The sequence below is a fragment of the Flavobacterium sufflavum genome (assembly GCF_004016525.1).
Lineage (GTDB): Bacteria > Bacteroidota > Bacteroidia > Flavobacteriales > Flavobacteriaceae > Flavobacterium > Flavobacterium sufflavum.
The window spans coordinates 41228-55123 of the sequence record NZ_SACJ01000005.1 but is presented as its reverse complement, the minus strand read 5'-3'; the positions used below and the strand labels follow the sequence as shown (position 1 = coordinate 55123).

Annotated in this window: 10 protein-coding genes and 1 tRNA gene; 8 read left to right on the top strand and 3 right to left on the bottom strand. The window is 35.5% G+C overall.

What is annotated here, in order from left to right:
• Positions 1 to 63: 63 nt before the first annotated feature.
• Entirely contained in the window at positions 64 to 1203 is a 1140-nt protein-coding gene (locus EOD40_RS09850; protein WP_128195083.1) for an acyl-CoA dehydrogenase, read from the bottom strand.
• Between the two features lie 184 nt (positions 1204 to 1387).
• On the opposite strand from EOD40_RS09850, the gene EOD40_RS09845 reads away from it, so the two are divergent.
• Together EOD40_RS09845 and EOD40_RS09840 are read left to right on the top strand one after the other, a co-directional pair.
• Entirely contained in the window at positions 1388 to 2464 is a 1077-nt protein-coding gene (locus tag EOD40_RS09845) for an anhydro-N-acetylmuramic acid kinase (RefSeq protein ID WP_128195081.1), read from the top strand.
• Positions 2465 to 2670: 206 nt separating this feature from the next.
• Positions 2671 to 3576: an energy transducer TonB family protein gene (locus EOD40_RS09840; protein WP_128195079.1), complete on the top strand. Its 906-nt coding sequence runs from the start codon at positions 2671 to 2673 to the stop codon at positions 3574 to 3576.
• Positions 3577 to 3951: 375 nt separating this feature from the next.
• Here EOD40_RS09840 and EOD40_RS09835 read toward each other — a convergent pair whose 3' ends face one another.
• Together EOD40_RS09835 and EOD40_RS09830 are read right to left on the bottom strand one after the other, a co-directional pair.
• Positions 3952 to 4347, bottom strand: a complete 396-nt coding sequence (locus EOD40_RS09835) for an ExbD/TolR family protein (RefSeq protein ID WP_128195077.1) — start codon at positions 4345 to 4347, stop codon at positions 3952 to 3954.
• Between the two features lie 3 nt (positions 4348 to 4350).
• Positions 4351 to 5046, bottom strand: coding sequence for a MotA/TolQ/ExbB proton channel family protein (locus EOD40_RS09830; protein WP_128195075.1), 696 nt, complete (start codon positions 5044 to 5046; stop codon positions 4351 to 4353).
• A gap of 131 nt (positions 5047 to 5177) precedes the next feature.
• Here EOD40_RS09830 and EOD40_RS09825 point away from each other — a divergent pair, with 131 nt between their 5' ends.
• The 6 genes from EOD40_RS09825 to EOD40_RS09800 all read left to right on the top strand — a co-directional run bounded on the left by EOD40_RS09825 (position 5178) and on the right by EOD40_RS09800 (position 13855).
• On the top strand, positions 5178 to 6398 hold the full coding sequence (locus tag EOD40_RS09825) for a bifunctional folylpolyglutamate synthase/dihydrofolate synthase (protein WP_128195073.1): 1221 nt from the start codon (positions 5178 to 5180) through the stop codon (positions 6396 to 6398).
• An 84-nt stretch (positions 6399 to 6482) separates the two neighbouring features.
• A tRNA-Val gene (locus EOD40_RS09820) sits at positions 6483 to 6560 on the top strand.
• A 100-nt stretch (positions 6561 to 6660) separates the two neighbouring features.
• Positions 6661 to 7509 (top strand): chromate resistance protein ChrB domain-containing protein, encoded by an 849-nt coding sequence (locus EOD40_RS09815; RefSeq protein WP_128195071.1) that lies wholly within the window; start codon positions 6661 to 6663, stop codon positions 7507 to 7509.
• Positions 7510 to 7587: 78 nt separating this feature from the next.
• Positions 7588 to 8088: a hypothetical protein gene (locus EOD40_RS09810; RefSeq protein ID WP_128195069.1), complete on the top strand. Its 501-nt coding sequence runs from the start codon at positions 7588 to 7590 to the stop codon at positions 8086 to 8088.
• A gap of 12 nt (positions 8089 to 8100) precedes the next feature.
• Positions 8101 to 9264 carry a chromate transporter gene (locus EOD40_RS09805; RefSeq protein ID WP_128195067.1) on the top strand — a complete coding sequence of 388 codons (1164 nt, stop codon included), beginning with the start codon at positions 8101 to 8103 and terminating at the stop codon, positions 9262 to 9264.
• A 229-nt stretch (positions 9265 to 9493) separates the two neighbouring features.
• Positions 9494 to 13855, top strand: coding sequence for a LamG-like jellyroll fold domain-containing protein (locus tag EOD40_RS09800; protein ID WP_128195065.1), 4362 nt, complete (start codon positions 9494 to 9496; stop codon positions 13853 to 13855).
• Positions 13856 to 13896: the final 41 nt, after the last annotated feature.

Here is a 13896-nt window from a genome sequence, read left to right as displayed (position 1 = left end):
ACAAAAATAAACAAAAGCTACAAAATAGTCATTCGCTTATATAAAACAATATTGCGCTTATTTTTACGAACTCAAGGTTCTGGAAATTACTATTTTTTGAATCTCCGAAGTACCTTCATAAATCTGGGTAATTTTAGCATCACGCATCATACGTTCCACATGATATTCGGCCACATATCCATTTCCGCCGTGAATTTGGACCGCTTCAATAGTGACATCCATAGCCGTTTGTGAAGCAAACAACTTAGCCATCGCTCCTGATTGGGTAATATCCATACCCGCATCTTTCTCTGAAGCCGCTTTTAGACACAATAATTTAGCAGCGGTAATTTGGGTTGCCATATCCACTAATTTAAAAGCAATGGCCTGATGTTGGAAAATTTCTTTCCCAAATGATTCCCTTACATGGGAATATTTTAATGCCAATTCATAAGCCCCTGTGGCAATTCCTAAGGCCTGGGAAGCAATCCCTATTCGACCGCCATTCAATACCGCCATGGCAAAATGAAACCCAAAACCATCTTCCCCTATCCTATTTTCCTTTGGTACTTTTACATCATTAAATATTAGTGAATGTGTATCTGAACCTCGAATTCCCATTTTCTTTTCCTTAGGACCAATCTCAAAACCAGCCCAACCTTTTTCGACAATAAAAGCATTAATTCCTTTGTGCCCTTTTTCAGCATCCGTTTGCGCCATCACAATATAAGTCGAAGCCGTAGAACCATTGGTTATCCAGTTTTTTGTTCCGTTTAACAAATAATGGTCTCCCATATCGATGGCTGTTGTTTTTTGCGAAGTGGCATCAGAACCCGCATTGGGTTCCGAAAGACAAAAAGCACCAATAATCTCACCTTTTGCTAATGGAACTAAATACTTTTGTTTTTGTTCTTCGTTACAATATTTTTCTAATCCGGCACAAACCAAAGAATTATTTACCGACATGATGACCGCTGATGAAGCATCGACTTTTGCAATTTCGCTAAGCACCAAAACATAAGAAACATTGTCCATACCCGAACCTCCGTATTTAGGATCGACCATCATTCCCAGAAAACCTAATTCGGCCATTTTTTTCACCTGTTCGGCGGGAAATTTAGAAAATTCATCTCTCTCTATCACTCCCGGCAATAATTCGTTTTGGGCAAAATCTCTAGCGGCTTGCTGAATCATTTTTTGTTCTTCGGTCAAATTGAAATCCATAATAATTCTTTTAATAGATTAAGTCCTGAAATACGAATGAAAACTCATTTTGGACATAAAAAATATTTCAAAATTCCATACACAATCTTCGCTTATTGCTTTTGTGCTTTCTAAATTTACTTACTTTTATTTAAAAAAAGTAACTTCGGCTTTTAATATTTTAATCGTTTCTCATTTCCACTATATGAAAAAAGAATTTTACAACGTAATTGGCGTTATGTCAGGAACTTCACTTGACGGAGTTGATTTGGCTCACATTCAATTCGAAATAAAACAAAACCAATGGTCTTTTAAAATTCTGGAAAGCGAAACCGTTCCTTATAGCACTGATTGGGTGAATCAATTAAAATCAGCAGTGGATTTTTCGAAAGAAAATCTCGATATTTTAAATCAAAATTACACCCAGCTGCTTTCAAAAATCATCGTTGATTTTATCGAAAAAAATAAAATCATCAATTTGGATGCCGTATGTTCTCATGGCCACACTATTTTACACCAACCGCAAAACGGATTTACACTTCAAATAGGAAATCTTCCGGAAATTGCGACTTTAACCCAACAAAGAATAGTCTGTGATTTTAGAGTTCAAGATGTGCAATTGGGCGGACAAGGCGCTCCATTAGTTCCTATTGGCGACCGGATTTTATTTAGCGAATACAATTATTGCATCAATTTAGGTGGTTTCTCCAATGTTTCTTTCGAAGAAAACAATCAAAGAATTGCTTTTGACATTTCGCCAGTAAACACCGTTTTGAATTTTTATGCCAATCAACTGGGATTGAATTATGACGATAAAGGTAAAATTTCGAAAACTGGAAAAATCAGTATTGAATTATTAAACGAATTAAACGCTTTCGATTTTTATCAAAAAAAGCATCCAAAATCATTAGGATTCGAATTTGTAAAAGAAGCTGTGTTGCCGCTGATCGAAAAATTCAATATTTCAATCGAAGACAAACTACACACTTTTACCGAACATATAGCTTTGCAAACGGCCTTGGCTTTGCCAACAAAAAAAGGAAGTTTATTGATTACCGGAGGTGGTGCATACAATGATTTTCTTATTTCCAGAATCCAACATTATTTACCCGAAATGAAGCTCATCATTCCCGAAAACAAAATTCTGGAATTTAAAGAAGCTTTAATTTTTGCCTTACTTGGAATCCTAAAATTAAGAGAGGAAATCAATGTGCTAAGCAGCGTGACCGGAGCAAAAAAAGACCATAGCTCTGGTTTTATTTACTTGCCAAAACATAATTAAAACTAAATTCTCGATACCTGCCTGTGGCTGACAGGCATTTTTTGTTTCTCCCGAAGTTTCGGGACATTACACAAAAAACACTCGAACTGACATTTTGATAATTTAATCCGATGAGCTATTTTAATTGAAAGCAGTGTTTTTTACTCTTAACAATTTTTAGTACTTTTCGACGTTTTTAATACTAGCATTAAAATTTAAAAATACCAATGAGTTCAACCATTTCATCAGATCAAAAAAAATCGTTAGCAATCTCTACGCTTTTGTATGCAACACTGCTACTGATTTTATTCTTCATCCGTTTTTGGCCTCCTGCAAATTTGGACGAGCTAACTGGTGGTGGCGGTGGCGGCGGTGTTACTGTTAATTTTGGCGATAGTGATTTTGGTTCCGGAGCAAATTATAAAAGCGAGGTTTTAGAAGTAAAAAACCATGCGAAACCAGCACCTTCGAAAACAATTCCTGAAGAAGCCATATTATCACAGGAAAACACCACCGAAGAAAGTGTTGTAATCCCAACGAAAGAAAAGACAAAAAAACCTATAGTAGTCGTAAAAAAAGAAGAACCAAAACCTATAGTTGTTGCAAAACCTAAAGTTTCTAACAGTACCAACGATGCCTTAGCCAGCATTATGAAAGGTTCTAACAGAGGTGGAGACGGTGATGACAGAACAGCAGGAAACAAAGGAAAACCTAACGGAAGTTTAAGCTCAAACAGCTATTATGGAGCTGGTGGCTCTGGCGGAGGAACAGGTGGCGGCAATGGTACTGGAAACGGAACTGGCACAGGTCCCGGAAGCGGAAGCGGCTACGGAGGAGGCTCAGGAAGTGGTTCTGGTGGAGGAACAGGTTATTCGCTAGGAAACCGAAAAGCAATTTCAAAACCGGTTCCAAAATACACTTGTAACGAAGAAGGAAGAGTTGTTGTTGAAGTTTCGGTTGACCGAAATGGAAGAACCATAAATGCGGTAGCCGGAATAAAAGGAACAACAAACACAGCAAGTTGTTTATTAGACCAGGCAAAAATTGCAGCAATGAACACCCGATGGGATGCCAGTAGCAATGCTCCCGAAAAACAAGTGGGTAAGATTACTTATAATTTCAACTTGAATTAAAATTTTCTTTTTTGCTTGATCAAAAAAGAAACAAAAAAATATTCATGCGTTCTTATTGTTTTTTAGGTATTCATGAATCTTCGATTTCAAGTCTTCCGCTCCCTCGTCGGTCAAATTAGTTTTCGAATACTAAAAGAAAATAACTCGCTACGCTCAAACAGATTTTCTTTTTACGTATTCTTCAAACATTTGACACTCGACTGCGGAAGCTAAGGACAGCTAAACATCGGAAATAACAGCATTTTGTTTTATAATTAAAACATAGTTTTATCTTCCTTTACGACTTCCATAAAATCTAGATTACCACATATACATAACAAAAAATGCCTCGAATATTATCGAGACATTTTTGTGTATATAAATTTTTCTTCTTCTTTACTTTGGACTCGTAGCAATCACAAATTTCAGATTATTTTTAACTCCTATTTGTAACACATCAACCAAATCCTGTACTTGTAAATTAAACGGAATTCTAACAATTACCGTTTGGTCTTTCTCAGTATTCATCTTAGACATCAAAGTGGTTTCTAATTCATCAAAAACAACAGGCTGCTTGTCGATGTAGAATTTCTTGTCTTCAGTAACCGACAAACTAATGTATTGCTTGTTTGTTTTCTCATTAGACTTCGCCTTAGGCAAAGTCATTTTTATAACATTCGGATTTGCAAGAGTAGATATAATCAGGAAAAACAGCAACAAGAAAAACATAATGTCACTCAATGACGAAGTAGCTACTTCAGCATGAAATCTTCTTTTTCGCTTAATTGACATAACTTATGATTTTTGAATAATATTGACAAACTCCAATATTTGTTTCTGAATTTTTAAAGCAAAATGATCAATCTTTCCGTTCAACAAATGGTAACCACTGTAAGCAATAATCCCCACAATCAAACCAGAACCACTACTAATCATCTTTTCATACAATCCACCAGAAATATTTCCGATACTGATATTTTCCGTTACCGAAATACTGTAAAAGATTTTAATAACTCCTGAAATAGTACCAATAAATCCTAATGTTGGCGCAATACCAGCAATAAGACCTAATTGTCCCAGATGTTTTTCCATCTCCCCTATTTCAATATCAGCCGCACGATCCATATTCGACTCAATCTCGGTAATAGGTCTTCCCACAACCTGAATTCCTTCCTTAAGGATATTTCCGGAAGCCGAATTGCTTCTTTCGGCAATAGAAAGTGCCATATTCAAATTTCCTGAAACTAGATTTACACTTACATCCTTTATTAAATGAGCATCAATCTTTGAAGCTTTATGAATGTATAAATAACGCTCAATAATCAAATAAAAAGTATAAAATAATAATATCGAAATTGGAATTAAGAAAAAACCTCCCTTTAAAATAAAGTCCAAAACAGAAATTTCAGTATTTGAAGCCACCTTTTCGACAAGAACATTCGAAGCAGCATTAGCAATTGTATCGGCCTGTAATTGTATAGAACTAAACATATATTATTTTTTAATTTTACTCATTAATTATAAAAAATACTTCAATTTTGCATTGCAGTAACTTTTAGTTGCAATATTAAACTAAAAAAATCAAAATTTATTTCAGACCTCAACTAATTTATCAAAAATAAATGAATTATCAAGAAACTACAGCCTGGATGTTTAACCAACTTCCGATGTACCAATTGCAAGGAGCTTCTGCTTACAAAAAAGACTTAACCAATACTCATTTACTGATAAATCACTTAAATAATCCACATGCAAATTTAAAATGTATTCATGTGGCCGGGACAAACGGAAAAGGCTCTAGCTCACATATGCTGGCTTCTATACTTCAGGAAGCAGGTTACAAAGTAGGTCTTTATACTTCGCCTCATTTAAAAGATTACAGAGAACGCATTAAAATTAATGGCACTGAAATTACAGAAGATTTTGTTTGTAATTTTATCAATTCGAACAAAGCTTTTTTTGAAGCCAATGACATTAGTTTTTTCGAAATGAGCGTTGGATTGGCTTTTGCTTATTTTGCGAAAGAAAAAGTCGATATTGCTATTATCGAAGTGGGCATGGGCGGAAGACTAGACGCTACTAACATTATCACTCCGTTGGTTTCGGTAATAACGAATATTGGATTAGATCACGTACAGTTTCTTGGAAACACCTTAGAATCGGTCGCTTTTGAAAAAGCTGGAATTATAAAACCAAACATCCCTGTAGTTATTGGCGAATATATCCCTGAAACACAAGCTGTTTTTTTGGCCAAAGCCAAAGAAAATAATTCCGAAATCTACTTCGCCTCCGATTTAATTTCAGAAAACCTTCCTTCTGATTTAATTGGTGATTATCAAATTCACAATAAAAAAACGGTTCTACAAACCATCCAAATTTTAAACACTCAAACTGATTTTTCTATTAACCAAAACCAAATTGAATCAGGCCTATTAAATGTGGTCAAAAACACAGGGCTTTTGGGAAGGTGGCAACAATTAGGAGAATCTCCAAAAATCATCTGTGATACCGCTCACAACAAAAACGGACTTGAAATTGTACTGAACCAAATTAAAAACGAAAAATTCGAGCGATTACATATCGTTTTAGGAGTTGTAAACGACAAAGATTTAGATGAAGTCTTGCCTTTATTTCCAAAAAATGCCATTTATTATTTTTGCAAACCAAATATTCCACGAGGACTCGAAGCATTGGCATTAAAAGAAAAAGCAGCACAATTCGGCTTAAAAGGAGCGATACTACACTCTGTACCAGAAGCTTATAAAAAATCAAAAGAATCAGCTAATTCCAACGATTTCATATATGTGGGAGGAAGCACCTTTGTAGTTGCAGAAATTTTATAATTTTTTTCGTTTTTTGCTTGCACATTCGAAAAAGCATTGTATATTTGCACTCGCAATCACAAACGATAGCAACCTAGTAAAATAGGGCGATTAGCTCAGCTGGTTCAGAGCACCTCGTTTACACCGAGGGGGTCGGGGGTTCGAACCCCTCATCGCCCACCAAGAAACTCCTTAAGCAATTAAGGAGTTTTTTTTATGCTTTTTTTTAATGTAAATTAGCTCAGTATTTAAAGCATAAAACTTCCTTAATATATTATTTCAAATGAAATGGATCACTAGAGAAAGACCTAAAATAGATCGAATTGCCTGCCCCTGGTTAATTAAAAAATTTGTTGATTCGGAGGCTGAATTTATTTATGTTCCTTTCAGTGATGTTTTAGATAAAGCAAAAGAATTAGACGCCATTCCCTTTGATATTCCTGATACCGAGTACACACACTATAAAGAGCAAACCACCTTTGATTACATCATCAAAAAACATAAAATTGATGATGCTGCCGTTTTAATTATTGCAGGAATTGTGCGTGGAGCTGATACTGACAGACATGATATCGCTCAGGAATCGGCTGGACTTTGGGCTATTTCTGCCGGGCTTTCTTACAACATTACAGATGATGTTAAATTGCTGGAAACAGGAATAATTCTTTATGATGCACTATATAGTTGGGCCACTCATTTATACAAACAGAATCATTTGCAAAACAGTCCTTTTGAGAACTTATTACATCAGGTTTATAATAAGTTGTTAAATGAAAAAAAATCTAAAAACAAAAAAACACCTACTTGGGTCAAGGATTTAAAAGAAATGATTCAGGACCAAATTGACACTCAATTCACATTTGACTTAAAACAAATTTCAAATGACCTGGAATTGAATCCGTCTTATTTATCCCGAGAATTTTCTAAATATTTCGAAGATTTAAATTTTGGGGATTATGTGAGAAAATTGCGGATTGAAAAAGCAATTAATCTAATTGAAAACTCAACATACACACTAACTGAAATAGCTTATAGGACTGGTTTTTCAGACCAAAGTCATTTTACGAGAATTTTCAAATTGCATACCGGTAAAAATCCATCTTCTTATCGTAAAAAAAATACAAAAAAGTAATTCAGGTACAAAAAGTAAATAGTATACTATTTCTACCTTTTTAGTATGATTATTTTTGCATCATAAATAAACAACGTTATGATACAAATTAAACATGCTATTCTTTTAGTTTTACTGACATTTAGCTCCTCCATTTTTTCCCAGACCACTTATCCTAAAATTACTGGATACTTTGGAATCATGCATCCTTTAGTTTCGATTAATAAAGATGAAACTACCGTAAATTTTAGAGATTATTATGCTATAGGCTTCCCAACAGGAATTAACATCTGGAAAAGTGAAAAAATTGGATTTTCTTTTGAAGTAGTTCCTAATATCAAAGACGATCAAGGCACAAGCAAAGTAAATAATTTATTATTTCATCCCGGAGTTTTAGTAGCTTTAGGCCATGGATATACCTTTGCAGGAAGATTAGCATTCGAAACCAGTGGAAGATATGGTGTAACACCCGTAATTAATAAAACAATAAAGAAAAACGCCAATAGTAGTTACTTTGTAGCTGTGCCATTACCAGTTCGATTTGGTAATGACCACCCGGCAAGTTTTACTGTAGGTTTTCAATTTGGAATCGCTTTTTAAAATTACTTAGCTATGAATGAAAATCATAAATACACATTAAGAGAATTAACCCTATATTTTTTAAAATTGGGCACCATCGGCTTTGGTGGCCCGGTAGCATTGGTAGGCTATATGCATCGGGATTTAGTCGAGAATCGAAAATGGATTTCAGAAGAAGAGTACAAAGAAGGTTTAGCTTTAGCACAATTAGCTCCGGGACCTTTAGCAGCTCAACTAGGAATCTACTTAGGATTTGTTCATTACAGAATTTTGGGCGCAACACTAATAGGCTTTGCATTTGTACTTCCTTCTTTTATAATGGTCGTTTTGTTAGGGATAATCTACAAATTATTTGGCGGCTTATTATGGATACAAGCCGTATTTTATGGTGTTGGCGCAGCCGTCGTTGGAATTATCGCACTGAGTTCTTATAAACTCACCTTAAAATCAATTGGCAAACTCAATCTGGAGTCTTTTAAATCAAAATGGTTATTGTGGCTATTTTTTATTCTGGCTACAATAATAACTTATGTTACTGAACAGGAACAAATTTTATTGTTTATAGCGGCCGGACTTTTATATATGATTGTGAAAGCAAGTCCTAAGTGGTGGAATGTAAGTACAGTGAATTCTTTAATTCTTGCTCCTATTGCTTTTTGGAATTATGAAAGCACCACACTAACAAAAATAGCTGTTTTCTTTACCGAAGCTGGTGCTTTTGTCTTTGGAAGCGGATTAGCCATTGTTCCTTTTCTACATTCAGGTGTAGTTGTAGAAAATCAATGGTTAACGGAGCAACAATTTCTTGATTCGGTTGCTGTAGCCATGATTACTCCAGGACCTGTTGTTATAACAGTGGGATTTATTGGATATTTAGTCGCAGGATTCGTAGGAGCTGTAGTAGCTGCACTGGCTACGTTTTTACCTTGTTACTTATTTACAATTGCCATGGCTCCGTATTTTAAAAAAATTGCAAAAAACGAATCTGTGAAAGCGTTTGTAGAAGGAATTACTGCTGCAGTTGTAGGTGCCCTAGTAGGCTCTGTAATTGTAATAGCAAAAAGAAGCATCATTGATACTCCAACAATAGCTATAGCTATTCTAAGTATTGCTGCTTTACTTTATTACAAAAAAATTCAAGAACCTTATATCATTGCTATCGCTGCCGTTTTAGGAGTTTTTATAAAATTAATCTAGCATCGCAACTACAAAGCAACTCTTTTATAGCAAATTCAAAAAAGCCAAAAACTCCTTAAGAAATTAAGGAGTTTTTTTTTCGCCTTTATGCAAAATTATCCAGATCAATTCTTAAATCTATAGACCAGCAAAAACAAATTGATTCGTCAGTAGTAACAGGACAGAACAGGATACTAATAAAATGTTAAATTAATAGTTTTGAGACAACCAACTTAAAATCTATTAATTTATGAAATTTAAAACTTTACTTTTTAAGCAAGTTCCAAAAGCCCTAATGCTCTGCGGACTTGCATTAAGTTCCGGGAATGTTTGTTCCCAAACACTAGCCTTTCCTGAGGCACAAGGATTTGGCAGATACACTACCGGAGCCAGAGCAGTCGCTAACCCTAAAATTTATTTAGTAACCAATTTAAATGATAGTGGACCAGGATCTTTCCGTGATGCAGTTAGTCAGGAAGGCCGCTTTGTAATATTCAAAGTTGGGGGAATAATTAACACCCTATCCCAAATTGTCGTAGCAAAAAACACAACAATTGCAGGACAAACAGCAACCGGAGAAGGAATAGTACTTTTAGGTGCCAAAGTAACCTTTACAGGTTCAAGCAATACGATAGCCCGATATCTTCGTATTCGTTATGGATCTACTACCCAAGGCCAGGATGCATCAGGTTTAGCGAATGGGGCAAATATGATTTTTGACCACATGGCTTTTACCTGGGGAACTGATGAAGTATTTTCAATTAACTGGGACAGCAAAGGCACGAGTCCTGACAATATAACGATTCAAAATTCAATTATCGGTCAGGGATTACACCGTCACAATCACTCAGCCGGAGGATTGATGCAGCCTTCAGGTGGAAAAATAAGTTTAATTGGAAACTTATATATCTGTAACAAAACCCGTAATAACAAAATAAAAGGGATTAATGAGTTTGTGAACAATGTTGTTTACAATTGGGGTAATTATGGTAATACTTATGGACATGCCGAATCTGGAGAAGCCTACATCATGGGTGGTGATTCATCAGGAAGTTCAGATGTAAACATCATCAACAACTATTTCATTGGTGGTCCAAATACAAGTACTACTGTTGGAACACCTTTTAGCCGTGGAAATGACAACTTCTCATTATATGGTTCAGGTAATTATTTTGATAATAACAGAAATGGAATATTGGATGGAACATTAGTACCTCAGGATTTATCAGGATATCCTACCGGAGATGCATCAACAATTCATTCAACTCCTTATGATTATCCTATGAAAAACACAACTTTATCAGCTCAGGATGCTTATGATAAAATTGTGGCAGGTGTAGGCCCATCGTATCCAAGACGCGATCAGGTAGACAATCTTATGATTTCTGATTTAAAATCTAAAGGAACAGTCGCTACTTATGTATATGTTCAAACTGATTTAACGAACAAGTTTGGCTTTATTAATGGAGGTGCCGGACACGTTTATGGCGCTCCTGCCCCACTAGACACCGACAATGACGGAATGCCTGATACCTGGGAAGACAGCAATGGATTGAATAAAAACAATGCTAATGATGCCGTTGCTTACAGCACAACTTCTCCTGAATACTTAAACATTGAAGTTTACATAAATGGATTAATCAATACAGTACCACCTGAATTTGTAATTCCTCCAACTTCAATTGCTTTCAACGCAACTTCAGTTGAAACACCAACTCCTTCAAGCAAGGTAATTTTGACTTGGAAAGACAATTCAGACAATGAAACTAATTTTGTAATTGAGCGTTCAATCGATGGAACAAACTATACACAAATTGCGCAAGTAGCTGCAAATGTAACTACATACACTGATAATAATTTAATTCCAAATACTAAATACTATTACCGTATTAAAGCAACAACTACAACTGAATCTTCCAGTTATAGTGATGTAAATTCCCTTACCACACCAGCTATTCCTTCAGCCCCTACAAAAGCAGCTACTCCTACTCCTACAACAGGAATGAATACAGTAGACTTAGTAAATGGCACTTTAGCTTTAAAATGGACAGGTAGTGCAAATACAACAACTTATTCTGTTTATTTTGGAACTGATCCTGCTAACTTAACAAAATTAGGCGATATAGCTTATGTTGCAGCTCCAAGCTATACACTTACAGGTTTAAGTCCGGCAACAATCTATTACTGGAGAATTGATGCTACTAATGCCAAAGGAACTGTGACTGGAGATGTATGGAACTTCAGCGCTCAAAAAGCAGAACTGGTTGGTCATTGGCCATTTAAAGAAGTGGCAGGTGAAGGCGAACAAATTGCAGATATCTCTGCTTATGCCAATGATGGTCAGTTAGATGCTGCTTTCGACAAAGCTGCTGTCAGAGTAACCGGTAAAGCTAATAATGCAATAGATTTTTCAACATTTTTACCAAATAAGCAGATGGTGACTATCCCTCATCAGGACAATCTCTTATTCGATAAAAATTCATTTTCTGTTTCTTTTTGGATGAAGGCTGATGCCAGTCAATTACCAGCTACTTCAACTTTGAGTTCTTATATATTATGCAAAGGCTCGATTACAAAAAACACTACAACAGGTGCTACAGGTAAAAGATTTGATGTAGAAATTAAAAATAATCAATTCCGATTTGCTATAGATGATGACAAAGTAAAAACAGAACTTACATCAACATTAGCAGCTACTAAATATTATACCGGAGACTGGGTGCATGTAGTTATCATGCGAGATGTTACTGCAAAAAAATTAAGATTATACACTAATGGTGTTTTCACGAATGAACTAGCTGATGCAACAGGAACAGCTGTGGGTATTGGCGAGCCAACTGATTTAGTAGTTGGTAATATTGGAGTACTTGAGTTGTATGCTAATACTACTCCTGCTCCTTACAAAGGAAAAATAGATGAGTTAAAAATATTTAACTACGCTTTATCAGCTGCAGAAGTTGCAGCGATATACAACACAACCTTAATTAATTCGCCATCTAATGTAACATTCGAGACGAATATTATACCAACACCAACTCCCTCAAGTACAATAGCTTTAAAATGGAATGACAATTCTAATAACGAAGCTAATTTTGCAATTGAACGTTCATCTGACGGAAACTCTTTTGTACAAATAGCAGAAGTTGTAGCCAACACAACGACTTACACCGATACTAATTTAGCTGCTAACACCAAATACTATTACCGATTAAAAGCAACTAACAAAACGGATTCTTCAGCATATTCAGAAGTATTTAATGTAACAACACCAACTGATGATGACAATGACGGTTATTCCAAAACTAATGATTGTAATGATAACGACGTAACTGTACATGTACCTATTCAATATTATGTAGATGCTGACAAGGACGGGTTTGGTTCGACTGAAACAGCGATGTTATGTTCATCTGTCGCTACTGAAGGTTATTCGACCAATAATACTGATTGTAATGATAATGACGCTACTGTACATGAGCCTATTTTATATTATGTAGACACAGACAAAGACGGATTTGGTTCTACTGAAACAGCTATGTTTTGTTCATCAGTAGCTCCGGGAGGATATGCTAAAAATAATACCGATTGTAATGATAATGATGCAACTGTTCATGAACCAATTTTATATTATGTAGATGCGGATAAGGATGGATTTGGTTCGACTGAAACAGCGATGTTCTGTTCATCTGTCGCTCCGGAAGGATATGCTACAAACAATACCGATTGCAATGACAATGATGCAACTGTTCATGAACCAATTTTATATTATGTAGATGCAGATAACGATGGGTTTGGATCAACTGAAACAGCAATGTTATGTTCTTCAATCGCTCCTGCAGGATATGCTACAAATAACACTGATTGTGACGACAGCAAATTATTATATACAGATAATGATGGTGACGGCCTAGGTGCTGGTTTAGCTGTAGCTTGTGGTGTAGCAAACAATGATGATTGTGATGATACCAATGCTATTCAATTAACAGCATCGATTCCTGATGTTTATGCTATTAACAATACGCAGGAAAAAAACACAATCTATGTAGGTTATGGAACTGGATTTTTAAATATAAAAGCAATTCCGGCAGGTGGTACAGCACCTTATTCTTATGCATGGAGTACAAACCAAACCGATCAGACAATCGCAGTATCTCAACCGGGAAGCTACAACGTAATAATAACTGATGCAAAAGGCTGTCAAACTTCAGCTTCGATTATTGTTAATTCAATAAATGTACAATGCGGAAGCTCTGCTGATAAAGTTATCGTTTGTCATAATGGTCAGGAAACTTGCGTAAGTCCGAGTTCAGTTCAGGCGCATTTAAGTCATGGAGACAAATTAGGAAGTTGCAATACCATTTCTTCATCTAGTATTACTGAAAATGTTACAGTTTTCCCTAATCCGGTTGCAACAATTCTAACTGTTAAAGTAGATAAAGTTTATGACGGAGCAGAACTTGCGCTCTATAATATTTTAGCAAGAAAAGTAAAATCAGAACCTTTAACAAGCACTATGCAACAAATGTTTTTGGGTGATTTAAACAAAGGAATCTACTTTTTACATGTTAAGAATGGAAAATATTATACAATAAAAGCTATCGTCAAGAAATAACTAATTTTTTTAAAAGCAAAAGCCGACTCTAAATTTAGAGT